Raw genomic sequence first — 17,799 nt, forward strand, 5'->3', positions numbered from 1 at the left:
GTAGATATCCACATCCGGTTCATCGATGGGTAGAAGATCGGTGATTAGATAGCGATCGGGACTGTAACCATCAAGGGGAAAACAGAGTTCAAATTTTCCCATCAAATCCATCAAAAATCCGCGTTTATTTTCGGGATAACGTTGGGGTTGTTTGAGAATATTTTCCAGATCTGGCAGTGAAAGAATGCCCTTTTTTTGCACCATCAAATCGTGATTATTGAGAATATCATAAACACCGTCAGTTACCCATTCCGGGTTCAGGACATTGGTTTCATTCAGTCGCGGATCATCTTGGTAGTTGAGGACAATACCGAGATCGTGGAGAAACTGCACTAAACTTTTTTGATCGCTGGCCTCTTTAATCTCGGCTGTCTGACACATTTCCTGATACTTTTCGTAGGAAATAAAGTCATAACTCTTTTGCATCGCTTCTAGTTGAGTTTTGATCTGAAACCAACTATTAGGCAATAAATCTTTGATATGGGGAATAGCATCGATTTGGGAGGCGATTTCCTGCACAAGTTGCTCGATTCCCGCACCGGTTTTACAGGAAGTGGCGATTAGCTTGGTGATTTGGGGATATTTTTTCTGGAGGGTGCGGATCTTAACTTGCGGGGGATTTTCATCGGCACAATTACCCACGATAATCACGGGAGAATTGCCTCCGTAGGTTTCAATGAGTTTTAACCAGTATTCCAGACGGTTTTGCTGTTCGTTTTTGCGGTTGTCGAGGACAAGCAGATAAAGACTGCGTTTAGTCAGAAAAAACTGATGGGTGGTTTGCATCACTTTCTGACCGCCAAAATCCCAGAGATTGAGGCGAATATCGGGTTTTTGGGGCAGTTGCCACTTTTCAATATTAATGCCGGGGGTCTTGGGTTCTCCGGAATTAAAGGTATTGTGCAGTAACCGCTTTAACAGGGAAGTTTTCCCCACATCCCCCTCCCCCACCAATAAAACTTTAAGCTCATTAAGAGGGCGTTTTTTCCCTTTATCCTTGAGATAACTAAAAATCGCCTGCGGATTGCCATCATCCGATATTTCTTCACCCCATCCCTGACGAATAATTTCCGGGGGAACGTTGGTAATCGGGTTATTTTTGAGGACTAATCGCTTCAGGTTGACTAGGTGAGTGAGCGCTTCTGGTATCTCCCTGATTTGGTTATTGTTGAGGTTGAGTTCTTGCAGGGAGGTGAGGTGAGCGAGCACTTCTGGTATCTCCCTGATTTGGTTATTGCTGAGGTTGAGATGTTGCAGGGAGGTGAGTTGAGCGAGCGCTTCTGGTATCTCCCTGATTTGGTTATTGCTGAGGTTGAGATGTTGCAGGGAGGTGAGTTGAGCGAGCGCTTCTGGTATCTCCCTGATTTGGTTATTGTTGAGGTTGAGGACTTGCAGGGAGGTGAGGTGAGCGAGCGCTTCTGGAATCTCGCTAATTTGGTTATTGTTGAGGTTGAGGACTTGCAGGGAGGTGAGTTGAGCGAGCGCTTCTGGAATCTCACTAATTTGGTTATTGCTGAGGATGAGGCGCTGCAGGGAGGTGAGTTGAGTGAGCGCTTCTGGAATCTGGCTGATTTGGTTATTTCTGAGGTTGAGGTGCTGCAGGGAGGTGAGGTGAGCGAGCGCTTCTGGAATCTCGCTGATTTGGTTATTTCTGAGGTAGAGGTATTGCAGGGAGGTGAGTTGAGGGATTTCGGGGGGAATTTCTGTTAAGTTTTTGTTGGACAGATCCAACTTCTCCGCTCTTTCGTCTTTTGCCCGTTGAATTAACTCTAATACTTCCTGTGCTGTCATTGACCATCCCCCCGCTACTATATTTACTCCATTTTGGCAAAAGATCGGGTTAATGCCACTGGTTGAGACCTCATCAGCTTGAGTTGAGTTTCTGGAGAGTGAACTGAAAACTCGCATCTGATGACCGATAACTGGGTGACTAAAGTTGAGAATTCCCTTAAGATAAAGTAAATAAGTGTAAAGAAACTGAAAGTTAGCCTACACCCTTGCTGAAAAAATTCTCATTGTCTAGAAGTGCTATGCTCAATCGTTTTTGCCGAGGAATCTCGATCGCTCTTGTAATTGGTGTCATTAGCTGTCTGGGTTGGATTATCTGCCCAAATCAAGCTCTAGCGGTGAATAATCCCGAATTACTGCCCAATGAAACCACTCCGATCGTTGATTTAGCCAATTATCTACCCGCAAAACAGGAAGAGGCATTAATCCGAGATATCGAGACATTTCAAGGGGAAACTGGCTGGAAAATGCGAGTTTTAACCCAATATGACCGAAGCCCCGGCCGAGCAGTGATTAATTTTTGGGGATTGGATGATAAAAGTATTCTCCTAGTGGCCGATGGTCGCGGCGGTAATCTACTATCTTTTAGTATTGGTGATGCCGTCTATGAATTTTTACCCCGCACTTTTTGGATCGAATTACAGGCCCGTTTCGGCAATATGTATTTTGTCCGGGAAAATGGCGAAAATAACGCGATCGTACAATCCTTAGACACGGTAAAAGGCTGTTTAGTTAAAGGTGGTTGTGCGGTAGTCCCCGGTTTACCGAGGGAACAGTGGATTTTAACTTTAATTACCTCAATTGTCGGTGGTTTAGTCTTCGGGTTTGCCGGTATTCCCCGCAAAGAAGGACAGGTTTTCGCTTGGCAATGGGTTTTAATTGTCTCTCCCCTCTGGTTTATCCTCTTTGTTGCTTTTGGCATCGGACCGGTGGTTACTCGCACCAGTGAATTACTGCCCCTTTTCCGCAATTTAATCGGTTTTGCCCTTGGAGTTTTAGTCGCCTATCTTTCCCCTCGTTTTAATTCCCTCAACGCCTCAAAAACCTAAAAATTAGAGGCTTTTCAGTGATCAGTGATCAGTAAACAGTGAAAAGAAAGTAGCGAAGTTTTTACCTATAACTGATACCAAATCCAGTTATTAAGTTGTTGGTTATAATTAAATTAAAAATGAATTTTAGGTTCGATCCCCCCTGCCCCCCTTGATAAGGGGGGTGCCGATCCCCCCTTCCCCCCTTGATAAGGGGGGTGCCGATCCCCCCTTAGTCCCCCCTTGATAAGGGGGGTGCAGATCCCCCCTTAATCCCCCCTTGATAAGGGGGGTGCCGATCCCCCCTTAATCCCCCCTTGATAAGGGGGGTGCCGATCCCCCCTTCCCCCCTTGATAAGGGGGGCATCTGATGATTTTTAACGCCTACCTACTTAAAAACTGATTATTTATTCCCCTTTGCCTTTTGCCTTTTGCCTTTTGCCTTTTGCCTCTCCTCATAACTAGCCTGTACTCAACGGATTTAGTATGATAGCTGACGGCGGCCCCTCATGGTTTGATCGATCTAGCTCTGTTACAATTAGAAAAATTGTGGAGTGAGTGAGATAACGTTTATGTGGGTCAATACTCAAAGTGAGATTATTAGTAAAGTTTTGCCGCCAGCAGTACGTCTGTTCTTAAGAACGCAAGTAGAACAGATAGAAGATTTAGAAATGCAGCTGCAAGGTCATGATCGGCAAATTTTGCGCGGTTATATCCCCGGGGTATTTTTAGCCGTAGGAAAAGCGATTTATCAGGGTTTACATCTAGGTAAAGCGCAATTAAGGGGGGAAAATATTCGTCTTAATATTGGGCAGGTTTTGCGAGGGAAACCCCTAAAAATTTTGGAACCTATTCGGGTTAGCGGTGAGGTGGAAATTAACGAGCAGGATTTAAATAATTCGATCGCCTCGACTATTTTGGTTAATGCTTTTGCCGATTTACTAATTTTTTCCCTAGAAAATAACGGAATTGTTAACGCCAGAGAAATTATCTCACAACAGCGTTTTAACTGGAAAAATGTTCTCTTAAATCAGGGTTACTTCTGTCTTCTCGGCCATAGAGAAACAGGTGCAGAAGTAATTTTTAGCGCTGATATTACCCTAGAAGATGCTCGCACTTTAGGGATTAATCCCCGACAATGGCAAGGTTTAGCCCCAGATTTATCTATTGATCTGCAACCTTTTACCGTCGATTTAGGCAAAGATGTGGAGATTAAATCTTTTATTCTCGAAGATCAAACTCTTTTCTGTCAGGGAAGTTTTTTGATTTTACCTTAACAATAAACGGGATGATTCCGGTGGGTTAACTTGGTTTAACCCACCAATTATTACCCCGGATTCTGTGCGATTAAAATAATTGTTTGCATTAGTCCAACTAGAAGACCGAGAATACCACCGAGATTAACAATTCCCTGTAATTCCTGTTTAACAATGCCTTGAATAGCATTTTCCAGATCAGCAGGGGAAGTAGCATTTACCCGATCGCGGATCACCTGATCGATGTTGAGAATCGGGATAATTTGGGCGACTAATTTCTCTAAATCTTCCTCTAGATAACGCTCTAAAATTAACGCTAACTCTTGACTAATTACCCCTAATGATGTAGTCATTGACCCTGAAGATTGCAGACGATTAATAATTAAATTAGCGATTTGATCCCAGTCGATCGTTTGTCCAAAATCTTGCAGAAATTGTTCGCCACTTTCTTGAATATAAATTCGCACCGTGTCTCTGGTGGTTTTACGCAATTGTCTGACGGTGGAGATAGGTAAATTTTGTAAAGAGATACTTTGTAACCAGTTTTTCAGACGATTACGCATCTCTAAAGATAGTAATAATTCTTTGATTCTGGTGTTAGCTAAATCCTTTTCATCAAGGCAAAAAGTGCGTAAGCGGGCCAGGGCATTGCGTAAACCGAATAAATTGGCTACTACCCAATAGGTTCCACTGGTTTTTTCCCGAAATCCTTCATCGATAACTTGAATATTGCGATCGGTTAAAAAATCGATCAAAGCTAGACGGATAATATCGGGAGGCAGCACAGTTTCTAGTAGCCAATCGGAGAATTGTCGCGCCTGTTGTTCACTGAGAGAAAATTCCAAGACTAGGCGATCAAAAATTTGATTGATCTGTTTTTCTAAAAAGTCCTGTCGTCGGGCTAAAACTTTTAGTAATCTCGCTAAAGATTCCCCGAATAAATCATGAAGAATTGCCGCCAAAATCTCGGCGGTTTTTGCTTGCCGATCGCCTTTTATTTGTTTTAAAGCTAATTGTAACAGCCAGAGTATCGCCCCCTGTACCCTTTCCGTGTCGAGGAGTCGTTTAGCCAGTTTTTGTAGTTCCTCGGGGGTTAACAGGGAACCCATGATCGTATCCGATACCCGGACAGCTAATCGATCTTGATTGCGAGGAATTAGCCCCGGGGTGAAGGGAAGAGGACGCTTACCGATATAAATCGCCTTGTAGGGACGAAATAGCATTTTTATGGCTACATCGTTGGTAAAATAGCCAATAATTGCCCCCGCGATCGGCGGTAATATCCATGTCCAAAGAGTAGGGAGATTCAATTTAGCAGCAAAAAATAAACGGAAATGTCAGTAGGTTATTTCTTCAAGACTAACACTCCCATCAGTCCTGCTAGGAGTGGATAGTGAACAGCGCTGGAAAATCCCGACTGATAGCCTAATTTTACCTGTTCTGGGCCCTGGGGAAAGCGATCGATACTGGGACTAATATAAGCGTACTGGTCAGTTAAACCGTAACGCTCGGCAGCCGGAACGACGATATGATCGAGATACCAGTTTTGGAATAGTTTGGCGATGGTTTCGGTGGGTTGATGGAAGTCAAGAATCGCCGCTTTAGCACCCGGTTTGAGGACTCGGTATAATTCCCCCAAACATTGGGCAGTATCCACCACATTGCGTAATCCATAGCCAATAGTGGCACAATCAAAGCTAGAATCGGCAAAGGGTAAATTAAGGGCATCCCCTTCCATCCAGTTAATATTAGTGGCACTAAAACGTTGACGGGCGATTTTTAATTGTTGTGGGGAAAAATCTAGTCCGATCACTTTGCCCGTTTTACCCACTTGTTTTGATAATAGGTTAGTCAGGTCGCCGCTACCACAACAGATATCGAGGGCAAAATCTCCTTTTTCGGGTTGACACCACTTGACTGTCATTAATTTCCAGATACGGTGTAATCCTAAACTTAATTCTTGATTAAGGCGGTCATATTCGGGAGCGATCTGATCAAAAATTGCTTGTATTTCTGTGGAGTTAGGTGAGGATTGATTGGACATTTTTATAATATGGCATCAGAGAAAATCCCAGATGAAGTTATACCATTCTATCCTAAGTAGCTGGTTATAATTAAATTAAAAATGGATTTTAGGTTCGATCCCCCCTTAATCCCCCCTTGATAAGGGGGGTGCCGATCCCCCTTAATAAGGGGGGCATCGGATAATTTTTAACGCCTACCTACTTAGGTTACGCTTCATCTATCTGATCATCTCCAGGCCGCAGTTCGATCGAGAGGCCTTCCCGGGCGAGAATAGTTTCAGGGAAAATCTTTCTTGCCTCTTCCCCAATGCGATCGAGAAAATCGTCATTATGGGCCGGATCGTGATGAAATAGAACTAACTGCTTAACTTGCGCTGCTTGAGCGATTTTGACTGCCTGCTGCCAAGTGGAATGACCCCAACCCACCTTAGAATACTTAGGATCGTTGTATTCCTCATCGGTGTAGGTAGCATCAATAATCATCACATCCGCTTGCCATGCCAAAGCCAAAACGTTATCATCAAGGCGATCGGGAAAATGTTCGGTATCGGTAATATAGGCTGCCGATAAACCCTGCCAATTTACCCGATAACCCACCGCTTCTCCTGGATGATTTAAAGGACGGGTTTCGACGGTGACATCCCCACAGTGGAGGGTTTCGCCCATTTCTAGATTATAAAATTCTAAATCGGCCCGCATAATCTGCAAAGGCACGGGAAAATTAGGATGTAACATCTGAGCGTGTAATGTTTGCTTGATGGTTGCTCCGTTGGGGGAGGGAACTGCGTAGATTTTAAAAGTATTGCCCCGGATAAAAGCAGGGATAAAAAAAGGAAAACCCTGAATATGATCCCAATGGGAGTGGCTGAAAAATAAATGGGCTTTCGCTGGACTTTCTGCCATCAAAGACTGTCCTAGTAGGTGTAACCCCGTACCACCGTCAAAAATTAATCTTTCTCTACCGACTTGCATCTCCACACAGGAAGTATTACCACCATAACGAACGGTTTCCGAACCAGGACAGGGGATACTTCCCCGTACTCCCCAAAATTTGATCTGGAAGCAATTGTAGGGCATATCAGAGGTTTCTCTACTGGTACTGATGGGCTAATAGATCAGATTAGCACTCTTCCACAATTAAGTCTGTGACCTGATGACAAACACGATAATTTATGATAGGGGGAAAGGATTATAGTTTTCGGGAAAGCAAGAGCATGGATTTACAGAAATTCTTAGAAAAACTGCCCCAACAGTATCAGGATTGGGGATCGCCTCTAATGTCGCCTATTTCCGAGCAATTAACCCTTTTAAGCGAAAAAACCGCCTCCTATCCCGATCGCAATCTCTTTCCCCTGCTCAATCTAGCCGTTGCCTGTCTGCAACCGGACGAGGTTTACTGTCAAGTGGGTTGTTTTCGTCGCGGTAGTTTAGTCGCCGCTTTCTGCAATAATAGCGATCGCTGCGGTTATGGCGTAGAAGCTTTTTTTAAATACGATCCATCGGGAGAAAAGCTAACTATATTATCTGAGGATTTGGAGGATTTTCAACTATCAGAACAGATATTTTTAAGCGATCAAGAAACGGAAAACTTTTTCGATGATCTGGAAGAATTAAACAGTGAAGAAAAGCTGGGAGTTTATTACTACGATGCCGCCGAAGACTATCGCTCTCTCTTTATCTCCTTGCTTTTAGCCAAAAACTTCTGGTCTGATTCCGCTTTAATTATCATCAATAAATGTCAGCATCCCGCTCTCCAACAGGCAATAAAAGATTTTACTAAAACCCATCCCCAAGCTCAGATAATTTTAGATGATCAAGTCGCTAATCACGGTTTGCTTGGTTTGAAAAATATTTGTTTATTAGCTTGGAATGCTCCCCCAGGGATAACAGCGCTAAAATCCCCAAAAAAACTGGTTTTAAATGTGGGTTGTGGTCCCTATAATCCCGAAGCTTTACCCCAACTATTCCGCGATGGTAATTGGCAAGAAATTCGCCTCGATATTAATACTGCTGTTAACCCCGATATTTTAGGAACGATTACCGATTTAAGTGCCGTTCCCGATAGCTCAGTCGATGCGGTTTTTTCTAGTCATAATTTAGAACATATTTATCATTACGAAGTTCCCATCGCCCTAGAGGAATTTAAACGCATTCTTAAACCCGAAGGCTTTTTAATGATCGTAGTTCCCGATATGCAAACTGCCGCCGAATTTGTCGCTAGAGGCGATATGGAAAATGAACCTTTATATATTTCTCCCGGTGGTCCCGTGCGCGCTTTGTGGATGTTTTACGGCATGGGAACAGAAGTCCCCGGAATGCCCTATATGGCTCATAAAACAGGTTTTACCTCTCAAAATCTCAACCAAAAATTACAAGAAGCCAATTTTGCCAGAGTCGAGGTAATTCGCACGGAATTTGAGTTAGTTGCTTTTGGGTATAAGTGAGGAAAGATTAGCAAAAATTGCCCGCAATTGTGGGGCGATTCTTTCCCTTTGATTGATTAAATAAATACTAACGAGGGTTAAAGATACCCCCACCCATTGCAATACACTTAACATCTCACCGAGGAATAAATTCCCGAAAGTGAGGGCAAAAACTGGAGTTAAAAAAGTTAAAGAACTTAAACTGGTTAAATTGCCCTTGGCGGCTAAATAAAAGAATATTCCGTATGCGATCGCACTACCAAAAATCGTGGCATAACTTAAAGCTAACCAACCATTTAAATCGATATTTTGCCATTGATGGGATTCGGTGAAACCTGAAGCTAAAAATAGCGGCAATCCTCCTAAAATCATGTGCCATCCCGTGGCGCTGACGGGATCCGCATGACGACAGACAAACCGGATTAAGACTGTTCCCACCGCCATGGATAGGGAAGCCAAAAGCATGAGCATTTCGCCGCTATTTAGTAATTCTTGCCAGCTAAAGTCAATATTTACCGCTTTTTGTCCAAAAAAGTCATAAAACCATTGATCGGGCAAGCCAATTAAACTAATTCCCCCAATTCCTAAACCCAATCCCAACCATCCCCAGACACCGATAACTTCTTTAAATAGCCAACTGGACATTAAAGCCACCGCTAGGGGTTGCGAGTCAATAATTACCGATCCTAACCCTGCCCCGGTGCGATTTAATCCCAATGCCAGAAAACCTTGAAAAAGAGTGGCATCCATCAGAGCAAAAAGGGCAATCCATAGCCACGCTTGCAGGGTTTTGGGCTGAGGACGACCTAAAAACCAAGCTACTATTAAAACTAACATTCCGGCGGGGACAAGGCGAATTCCCGCCATAAATAGGGGGGTAGTATGGGGGATAACACCCTTCATCGCTACCATCGCTGTTCCCCAGAGAAAAAACGGTGAGATAAATAAGAGGGGCGAGGATTTCTTTAAATCTAGGTTTTCCATAGGTAAGTAGCTGGTTATAATTAAATTAAAAATGGATTTTAGGTTCGATCCCCCCTGCCCCCCTTGATAAGGGGGGAAGCCGAAGGCGGGGGGATCCCCCTTGATAAGGGGGGAAGCCGAAGGCGGGGGGATCCCCCTTGATAAGGGGGGTGCCGATCCCCCCTTAATCCCCCCTTAATAAGGGGGGTGCCGATCCCCCCTTAATCCCCCCTTAATAAGGGGGGCATCTGATAACTTTTAACGCCTACCTACTTAGCGATCGAGTTTTGTAGATAACAAATTTCTCTAATTGTATAGTAGAGACTGGGGATCAGCCCTTAATTCTCCTGACTTTCTTCTAACTGATTTTCCTCTAAAGCTGTTATTGGTTTTTCTTCCCCGTAACTGATCCAGATCGCAATCATTCCGGCGATAGGAATGGAGAGAAAAACCCCTAATAATCCCGCAATTCTTTCGCCGATAAAGAGAGATAAAAACAAAATTACTGGGTTTAATTCTAGGGCATTGCCCATAACTTTAGGGCGAATAATATTATCTTGAATTTGCACCAAGACAACACAGACAATAAAAGCTTTAACGGCAATTGCTAGTCCCTGGGAGGTAAAAGTCAAGATAGTTACCAACAAAATGCCCAGGGTTGCCCCGATACCCGGGATAGCATCGATAACACCAAGAACACCCGCCAAAACTAGCCCATATTGAATTCCCAATAGGGAAAAACTTAAGAAACTCGTCACCGATAAAAAGAGCATTAATAACAGTTGCCCGCGAATAAATCCCAAGAAACTTTGTCGAAAAGACGAGGCAAAACGCTCCCGGTATGCTGGGGGGAGAAGTTGCAAAAAACCTCGCCAAAGTTTATCACCATCGATGAGCATATAAACACTGATCACCGCCCCGAAAATGCCCGTAAAGACACTGGAAAAAACTCCCTGTACGAGCGATAAACCTGTGGCTAAACCGGTTTGTAAGCTTCCCACCATTTTATTCCAATCTAATCGATCGAGAAAGTCTTGAAAGGGTAAAAAATCTTTTTGACTAAGGGCATCGGTAAGATTGAATAGTAGTCCTCTCCCCTGATTAACTGCTTCTAATCCTATGCCTGTGACTAATCCAAATAGGAGGATAAAAGCTGCTAGGGTGGTAATAGCAATGGCTAGTCCTCTCGGTAGATAACGGGATAACCAAACCACAGGATAATTTAATAGGGCGGCCAGAATCGCTGAACCAGTAAAAATAGCGATCATCCCGTAGAAATAGTTAATTAAGATAATTAGACTCCAGCCACAGCCAAATAATAATAGATAGCGCACTAGAATCGAGTTATTCAGAGTTTTCCAAAAGGAGCTAGAAGGGGGCATAAATCAAGCCAGAAATAGGATTTTAACATTTAGAATTGTTTTAACAAAGCTTCCCGCATGACCGAGACGGGGACGGGTTGACCTAACCAGATTTCTAGTGCGATCGCTCCCTGATTAACTAACATTTCTAACCCATCAATAATTCTTATCCCTCTAGTCTGGGCTAACCGGAGAAATTTGGTCGGCCGGGGATTATAAATTAGATCGTATACGATCGCCGATGGGGGTAAAAGATCTAATAATTCTAACTCTATTGGGGATTGTTCGCCCTGGGGGGACATTCCGATGGGGGTAGAATTAATCAGGAGTTCTGTGATGGATAGCAGCCCCTCTAATTCGTCCCAGCCATGCACTTCTAGGAGGTCATAGAGGCTGGTATTCGCCCAACTTTCTTTAAAAGGATCTAATTTCTTTTGATTGCGTCCTACCACATGAATTTCGCCACAGCCCAACTGGGCGCAAGCCACCACTACCGCCCGGGCAGCGCCGCCATTGCCCAAAATAACTGGATTCACCTGACTCCAATCTTTGTCAAGGGATTTCAAGGGTGCGAGAAAGCCATCCACATCGGTATTTGTTCCCTGCCAGCCGGTTTCCGTGCGCCAGACGGTATTAACTGCGCCTACTAGCCTGGCTTTCTCGGTAATTTGCGATAATAAGGGAATAATTGCTAATTTATGGGGAATCGTGACGCTAAAACCCTGTAGATCGATGGCGGACAAACCAGCGATCGCATCTGTCAAATTTTCCGGGGCGATCGGGAGGGGAAGATAGACATAATTTAGCCCCAAGGCATCGATAGCGGCATTGTGCATGAGGGGAGAAAGAGTATGGCCGATGGGATCGCCGATTACGCCTAATAACTTGGTTTTTCCGTTAATAATGGTCATAAAAAAGGTGGGCTTTCCCCACCAAAGTTTAATCTTAAGGGTAGCCAATGCTCCCCTTACTATACTATTTCTTGATTTCGCGGGCCATTTTCAGGAAAGGATTGATATTGTCATCGTTAGCGCGACGAACGTTATCATTAGCACCATTAGCCTTACTATTAGCCTCGGAAGTGGCCGATTTTGCCACAATACCGTTATCGGTGACTTTGCTGACTTCCATAGAAGAAATCTGTTTAATCGATTCGCCACCCTTTTTATTCGAGGCAGTTTTCGGGAAAGTACGTCGGATCGTGATCGGTGTCCGCATAAAGTCGATATTACCGAGAGTTTTAGCGTCATCGGGTTCCAAGTAAAAAGCCTCTTTCGGTTCCGGTGCGCTCATATCCATCGGTTCATCGACGTATTTCGTCTTATTGCCAAACAGGCCAAAGAATCCAGCCATTTTCTCGCTCTCCTAAATAAATATATTTACCATAAATTGCTGCTCATTGTTAAATAATATCAATATTTATGACAAAAAGCCAGGTAGGGTGTGCTGAATAAGTCTGTTGGTGGGGTTAGTAGCCGGTCATCAGGAGACAGGAGACAGGAGACTCCGAGACAGGAGACTCCGAGACGGGAGACAGGAGTCAGTATTCAGGAGTCAGTATTCAGGAGTCAGTATTCAGGAGTCAGGAGATTATTTTTATTTATTATCCCCACACCCCACACCCCACACCCTACACCCCACACCCCAATCAACGCTGTTCTAACCTACGACTGGCTAGGGACATAGAATAACAGAAAATCCAGTAAATAAAAGCCAAAAATAGATAAACCTCTGGATAATCGCCGATAAATTTCGGATTAGCCAAAACCGATCCTGCCATACCCAGGAGATCCACCAGTCCCACGATCGCCAGTAGAGAAGTATCCTTAAATAAACTGATAAATTGACCAACAATAGCGGGAATGACCGCTTTTAAAGCTTGGGGTAGAACGATCAATAATAAAACGAAAATCGGTTTTAAACCCAAAGCTCTGGCCGCTTCAATTTGACCTTTGGGAATCGCTTGTAAACCACCCCGGACATTTTCGGCCAGATAGGCTGCTGCAAAAAGGGTAAATCCGGCGATCGCTCTGATCACCCGTTCCGGTCTCGTCCCGGCGGGTAAAATTAAAGGTAACATCACCTGGGCCATGAATAAAATTCCCAACAAAGGTAAACCGCGCAATAATTCGATATAACCAATAGATAGCCAACGAATTGCTGGTAATTCACTCTGTCTCCCTAGGGCCAATAATACTCCCAAGGGGAAAGATAAAATCATACTTGCGATCGCTACTAATAAAGTTAAGATTAAACCACTGAGATCATCGAGGGGAATTGCCTTTAAAAATAATCCCCCCAATAGTAACCAAGCAATTAAAGGTAAAGTCAATAACCAAATCAATCCCCACCAGCGTTGGAGAAAAGCGGGACAATCGGGGAAGCGACCCCGGTTTAATTGCCAAGAAAACAGCGATAAAGCCGCAATTATCGTTAAAATCAGCCAAATTCGCCATATTGACTGCTCTGGATAACGACCGACCACAAATAAACCGAGATTTTCCGTCACTACAGCCCATTTTGCCTGAGTTATCGCCCAATCGAGAAAACTTAAGCCACCCCAGAGGCTGAGAAATAGACCCGCAAGGGTTAAGATGACGTTGTACCAAGTGTTAAAGAGATTTTTTCTTAACCAGAGTCCCATAAAATTCCCTAACCTCCACAGTGGTGATCATTGTACTTTTTCAGTACAATGGTGCTAAGTAGGAAGGCACAATTATTTGTAGGATGGGTTAACGGTAGCGTAACCCATGCGGGCGTTGGGTTTCATGCTTCAACCCAACCTACGTTCATCTTATATTTAATTCCACCCACCCACTTATTAGAAAAATTCAGACTGATTTTCGACCATGAACAGTTGCATTTTAATGGCTAAAATTGTCCGTCGTCCCGAATTACGTTATACCCAAGATAATCAAACTCCCTACGCTCAAATGTTAGTCGAGTTTTCTCCCAATCGTGCCGAGGCAACCCCGGCTAATTTAAGGGCCGTAGCTTGGGGAAATTTGGCCTCAGAAGTCGCTCAGAACTATAATGAAGGCGATCGGGTAATTTTGGAAGGTCGTCTCTCCATGCAGACGATCGATCGTCCCGAAGGTTTTAAGGAAAAACGGGCCGAATTAGTCATTAGTCATCTCTATCATCTTGACGGCAGCATGAGTAGCGGTGAAATGACGGCCCCGACTCCAGAAAAAGTCGTGCCAATCAATACCCACAAATCGAATAAAACCCCGGTGGAAAAACCCGTCGCACCTGTCTCCACTGGGGACTTTGAATACGACGCATCCTATGAACTTTCTAATCCTTCCGCTTGGCAACCCAGCGACACATCGGTGGAGGAAAATTTAGACGATATTCCTTTCTAAGTACCCCGACAGAATTAATGGCTCTTCTCGATTTTGTCTGATAATTTTTGCCTATGGAATCGTGAAATGCTTATCGGGCAAGACTTTAAGCGCTATTTGGCGGATATTCTATCAGTATAGACCTCGTTTCCACACAGAAACCAGAAGAGCCAGTTCTTGCCTTCTAACCCCCTAACTCCCCACCATTGATACTTTTCTTTTGTTGAACGTAGCTCTGAAAATCGGCGAGGGTCAGTTCATCTAACCACTGGTGTCGCTCGGCGGTGTAATCGCCATGGCCGACTTCCAATTGTTGCAGGAAGCGGAGCATTCCCACCACCCCCAAAGAGTCAACTAAAGCTTGATATCCTTGTTTTCTCAGTTCAGCTAATTTCATTGCCATCCTCCTGTAAAGTCGCCATCAACCAAATCACGGGATTCTCTACCGTTACGTTAATTGAATCTCTATATTGTTGAGCTTTTCGCAGCAGCCTGTCATCGGTGGTCAGGAAAATATCAGCGCCCCCCGCTTCAGCAAAAGCCAGATGTAAGGCATCATAAAACTTAAAACCCAGTTGGGAGGTACGAAGTAGGGGCAATTCATGAATTGCCCCTACTGGCGATGGGCCTTTCCCTCGATACCATCCAACGGGCAGCTTCTACAGTAGCTTCTTGCCAAAATTCGGCATCAGTAGCAGCTATATCTGAATAATCGATATCAGAATCTTTCATCTGACCAAGGATCTTTAATTGTTCCTCTCTCGACATACTCATAGTAAATAATCACCTAAGTAGGTAGGCGTTAAAAATCATCAGATCCCCCCGCCTATCGGCACCCCCCTTATCAAGGGGGGCAGGGGGGATCGAACCTAAAATCCATTTTTAATTTAATTATAACCAGCTACTTAACAATGTTAGCGAAATTTTGAACCCTATTACCGAATCTGACACACCGCGCCACAATCCCTCACGGAAGGCGATAGGTCGCCTGAGAAGCAGTAAAACAGGGGAAAATACCTGAGACTCCTTCCCCTATGAATCCCTAAGCTAGGGAGAAGAATATAAAGATTTATTAAATTGTAGCTTAGGATACAGTTGTGGGGGGAGTGTGTGCGATCAAACGCCCCCTCGTCCTCTCCCATGTGTCGAGAGATCCGATTCTGATCAATCTGTACCCAACCCATGTCAGAATTTTACGGGTGTAGAACAATAAAAAGTTCAGGTATATACCCCAAAATAGTCCTACTGTTCACTAATTTTACTTTCAGCGAGAATTTCTTGGAGGACGGGGGATAAATTGCTAGTTAAACGGCCGGCTCGAATAAATTCAGCGTAGGTATCAGCTTCGATATCTAGGAGGGTTTCCCGAAGTTGTTCCATTGTTAATAGTTGTAATTGGGGATAACTATCATTGAGAGATTGTATTTCCGCTTCTACAGTCTTTAACTTTTCTTTGACGAGATGCTGCTCATAACTAAAAAATTCGGGGGCAACATCGGGAGATTTATCTAACTTAGAAAGATAGTCTAAAACCCTTTTTAAAGCTACCCGTCGGGCTAAAAGTTCCGCATAGTTTTCTCGAATTGGTTGATCACCGATCAGGTCTAATCTCGATAGGAAAGTTTGAATAGTTAATCCCTGAACCAAAAGGGTAAAGAGAACAACTCCGAAAACTATATCGATGATATCCTGACGATTGGGAAAAATAACTGGCACACTTAAAGCTAGGGCAATAGAAACGGAACCGCGCAAACCTCCCCACCATAAAACCGTTTTTTCCCGCCAATTAATTTTAGTTTCCATCAAGGCATTACTAACAGTTGCCAAGGTAAAAGTAGCCAGAAAACGGGCCGCTACCACGGCGGCGATCGTGATAAAAATTAAATTGAGATTATCGGCTAAACTGGAGAGACGTATCTGATCGCCGATGAGGAGAAAAACGATCGAATTAACAAAAAAAGCGAGAAACTCCCAGAATTCCGTGACTAATAGCCTAGTACGGGGACTCATGCTGATTCTAGAGCCAAAATTACCCAAAATAATCCCCGTAGTCACCACTCCGATTACCCCCGAACCCCCGAACTCCTCGGTTAATAAATAAGCACCGTAAGCGGACACAAGAGTTAAAGACTGTTCCACTAGGGGTAAATCGAGACGTTGAGTCAGATAGGAGATACCAAAACCCACTAAACAACCCACTGCCACCCCGATACCGATAAAAGCGGCAATCCGGCTAATGGTTGTCTCTAAGGATAGACCACTAGCGCCGAGGGGAATTTCCACCAAAAGAGCAAAAGCGACGACAGCGACCCCATCATTAAATAAGCTTTCCCCTTCCAAAAGCACGGTGAGTTTTTTACTGGCCCCCAATTCGCGAAAAAGAGCGACAACAGCGACGGGATCCGTAGAAGAAAGGCTCGCACCCACTAATAATGCCGTAAATAGGGGTAAATTGGTCAATTCATCTAGGGTAAAACCAACCCCGAAAATCGAGATAATTACGCCGACAATGGCGAAAAGACTGACGGGAATCCAATTATCCTTCAGATCTCGCCAGCGGGTATTCCAAGCGGCTTCAAATAGCAAAGGGGGCAGAAAAATTTCTAGAATCAGTTCGGGGGATAGGTTCACCAGACGGATATCGATGAAAGCTAAACCTAAACCGACTATCACTAACAATAGGGTGTAAGGAATTTGGCGAAACCAGCTAAAAATCCTCGAAACCGTAGCCACACTCAGGGAAACGGACAAAACAATTAGAAATTGTTCTAAATTTTGCTTAATGACTTCATCGGTAGCGGATTCTAAACTCATTGGGTGGGAGGCAATCGGTGAGCGGAGGTGCAAGAAAAGAACAATCTCAATTATTATTACACTTTAGAACCAGTGATTTTTTCTCCTAAACCCAAGTTTTTCTGCTGGCAATTCCTTTTATCTATGTCCTTGACTATGCCTCAGTCTGCCGAGTCCTCCACGGGTGAGGATTTACCCCTAGCTATCTCACCCAGTAACGAGCAGTTAGAGAGTATTAATAGCTATTTAAACCTGATTTTGGTTGCTTTAGTCTCTCTAGCTAATTTAGACTCCGATTCTATCACCCAAGCAGCCCAGGAATTAGCCTTAGATCTGGATACAAGCGATCGCCTAGTTGCCCACTACTGGCAACCCCAGTCAAAACTTTCCCTCGCGGACATCCGTTCTCTAGTTCTCCTCCTCTGTCATCTCGCCCAAAAAAAGCAAGAGTTAATCCGTCGCGCCGTAATTCTCTTGGAACAAGTGGGAACTCAAGGAGAAGAACCGGTCAAAACCACGCTTTTGGGCAATTATATCGATAATTTTCGCTTAAAATACCCAGAAATATCGGAAAATAATCTCAGCGATTCTAGCCTTGCTTCCCTAGCCTGGAAATTATTAATCGATTTATTGTTCTACAGCAGTCCCCGCAGTCATCCCCTTCTCTGGCACACCCTTTTGGCAAGTAAAAAGTAAAAAGGTTATCAGTTATCAGTTATCAGTTATCAGTTATCAGTTATCAGTTATCAGTTATCAGTTATCAGTTATCAGTTATCAGTTATCAGTTATCAGTTATCAGTTATCAGTTATCAGTTATCA

At 43.9% G+C, this 17,799-nt stretch carries 18 protein-coding genes; 5 read left to right on the forward strand and 13 right to left on the reverse strand.

Features of this window, described 5'->3' with window-relative positions; genetic code table 11:
- A partial coding sequence (locus tag EWV66_RS14775; protein WP_287116000.1) for a leucine-rich repeat domain-containing protein occupies positions 1 to 1,791 on the reverse strand: 1,791 nt, incomplete at its 3' end.
- 239 nt (positions 1,792 to 2,030) lie between these two features.
- Between EWV66_RS14775 and EWV66_RS14780 the strand changes: the two genes are divergently transcribed.
- Together EWV66_RS14780 and EWV66_RS14785 are read left to right on the forward strand one after the other, a co-directional pair.
- Entirely contained in the window at positions 2,031 to 2,837 is an 807-nt protein-coding gene (locus EWV66_RS14780) for a TPM domain-containing protein (protein WP_052277882.1), read from the forward strand.
- Between the two features lie 551 nt (positions 2,838 to 3,388).
- A complete protein-coding gene (locus EWV66_RS14785; protein ID WP_287107095.1) occupies positions 3,389 to 4,093 on the forward strand; it encodes an LmeA family phospholipid-binding protein in 705 nt (234 codons plus the stop codon).
- 50 nt (positions 4,094 to 4,143) lie between these two features.
- Here the strand turns inward: EWV66_RS14785 and EWV66_RS14790 are convergent, their stop codons facing one another.
- From EWV66_RS14790 to EWV66_RS14800, 3 genes are all read right to left on the reverse strand, one after another.
- Complete coding sequence (locus EWV66_RS14790) at positions 4,144 to 5,382, reverse strand: DUF445 domain-containing protein (RefSeq protein WP_287107096.1); 1,239 nt, start codon at positions 5,380 to 5,382, stop codon at positions 4,144 to 4,146.
- A gap of 35 nt (positions 5,383 to 5,417) precedes the next feature.
- Positions 5,418 to 6,116, reverse strand: coding sequence for a bifunctional demethylmenaquinone methyltransferase/2-methoxy-6-polyprenyl-1,4-benzoquinol methylase UbiE (gene ubiE, locus EWV66_RS14795; RefSeq protein WP_287107097.1), 699 nt, complete (start codon positions 6,114 to 6,116; stop codon positions 5,418 to 5,420).
- Positions 6,117 to 6,303: 187 nt separating this feature from the next.
- Positions 6,304 to 7,173 (reverse strand): MBL fold metallo-hydrolase, encoded by an 870-nt coding sequence (locus tag EWV66_RS14800; RefSeq protein WP_287107098.1) that lies wholly within the window; start codon positions 7,171 to 7,173, stop codon positions 6,304 to 6,306.
- 137 nt (positions 7,174 to 7,310) lie between these two features.
- Here EWV66_RS14800 and EWV66_RS14805 point away from each other — a divergent pair, with 137 nt between their 5' ends.
- Positions 7,311 to 8,540 carry a class I SAM-dependent methyltransferase gene (locus EWV66_RS14805; protein ID WP_287107099.1) on the forward strand — a complete coding sequence of 410 codons (1,230 nt, stop codon included), beginning with the start codon at positions 7,311 to 7,313 and terminating at the stop codon, positions 8,538 to 8,540.
- Here the strand turns inward: EWV66_RS14805 and EWV66_RS14810 are convergent.
- From EWV66_RS14810 to EWV66_RS14830, 5 genes are all read right to left on the reverse strand, one after another.
- The gene (locus EWV66_RS14810) at positions 8,517 to 9,503 is read right to left on the reverse strand and encodes a DMT family transporter (protein ID WP_149986245.1); all 987 of its coding nucleotides are present in this window, start codon (positions 9,501 to 9,503) and stop codon (positions 8,517 to 8,519) included. The genes EWV66_RS14805 and EWV66_RS14810 overlap by 24 nt on opposite strands.
- 317 nt (positions 9,504 to 9,820) lie before the next feature.
- Positions 9,821 to 10,864, reverse strand: coding sequence for an AI-2E family transporter (locus tag EWV66_RS14815; RefSeq protein WP_287107100.1), 1,044 nt, complete (start codon positions 10,862 to 10,864; stop codon positions 9,821 to 9,823).
- A gap of 29 nt (positions 10,865 to 10,893) precedes the next feature.
- Positions 10,894 to 11,754 carry a shikimate dehydrogenase gene (locus EWV66_RS14820; protein WP_052278552.1) on the reverse strand — a complete coding sequence of 287 codons (861 nt, stop codon included), beginning with the start codon at positions 11,752 to 11,754 and terminating at the stop codon, positions 10,894 to 10,896.
- 64 nt (positions 11,755 to 11,818) lie between these two features.
- Positions 11,819 to 12,196 (reverse strand): hypothetical protein, encoded by a 378-nt coding sequence (locus tag EWV66_RS14825; RefSeq protein ID WP_052277890.1) that lies wholly within the window; start codon positions 12,194 to 12,196, stop codon positions 11,819 to 11,821.
- 295 nt (positions 12,197 to 12,491) lie between these two features.
- Complete coding sequence (locus tag EWV66_RS14830) at positions 12,492 to 13,487, reverse strand: amino acid ABC transporter permease (protein WP_052277891.1); 996 nt, start codon at positions 13,485 to 13,487, stop codon at positions 12,492 to 12,494.
- Between the two features lie 205 nt (positions 13,488 to 13,692).
- On the opposite strand from EWV66_RS14830, the gene EWV66_RS14835 reads away from it, so the two are divergent.
- Entirely contained in the window at positions 13,693 to 14,208 is a 516-nt protein-coding gene (locus EWV66_RS14835) for a single-stranded DNA-binding protein (RefSeq protein ID WP_052277892.1), read from the forward strand.
- 163 nt (positions 14,209 to 14,371) lie between these two features.
- Here the strand turns inward: EWV66_RS14835 and EWV66_RS14840 are convergent, their stop codons facing one another.
- The 4 genes from EWV66_RS14840 to EWV66_RS14855 all read right to left on the reverse strand — a co-directional run bounded on the left by EWV66_RS14840 (position 14,372) and on the right by EWV66_RS14855 (position 17,001).
- On the reverse strand, positions 14,372 to 14,584 hold the full coding sequence (locus tag EWV66_RS14840; protein ID WP_002758270.1) for a hypothetical protein: 213 nt from the start codon (positions 14,582 to 14,584) through the stop codon (positions 14,372 to 14,374).
- Entirely contained in the window at positions 14,571 to 14,786 is a 216-nt protein-coding gene (locus EWV66_RS14845; RefSeq protein ID WP_002758272.1) for a PIN domain-containing protein, read from the reverse strand. Before EWV66_RS14845 ends, EWV66_RS14840 begins: the two co-directional genes overlap by 14 nt.
- Position 14,787: 1 nt before the next feature.
- Positions 14,788 to 14,961, reverse strand: a complete 174-nt coding sequence (locus EWV66_RS14850) for a hypothetical protein (protein WP_167341563.1) — start codon at positions 14,959 to 14,961, stop codon at positions 14,788 to 14,790.
- Positions 14,962 to 15,429: 468 nt separating this feature from the next.
- Positions 15,430 to 17,001, reverse strand: coding sequence for a Na+/H+ antiporter (locus EWV66_RS14855; RefSeq protein ID WP_052277893.1), 1,572 nt, complete (start codon positions 16,999 to 17,001; stop codon positions 15,430 to 15,432).
- A 135-nt stretch (positions 17,002 to 17,136) separates the two neighbouring features.
- Here EWV66_RS14855 and EWV66_RS14860 point away from each other — a divergent pair, with 135 nt between their 5' ends.
- Positions 17,137 to 17,676 (forward strand): DUF3038 domain-containing protein, encoded by a 540-nt coding sequence (locus EWV66_RS14860; protein ID WP_072925527.1) that lies wholly within the window; start codon positions 17,137 to 17,139, stop codon positions 17,674 to 17,676.
- The last annotated feature ends 123 nt before the right edge of the window (positions 17,677 to 17,799 follow it).

This window comes from Microcystis sp. M_OC_Ca_00000000_C217Col, from assembly GCF_007095585.1.
Lineage (GTDB): Bacteria > Cyanobacteriota > Cyanobacteriia > Cyanobacteriales > Microcystaceae > Microcystis > Microcystis panniformis.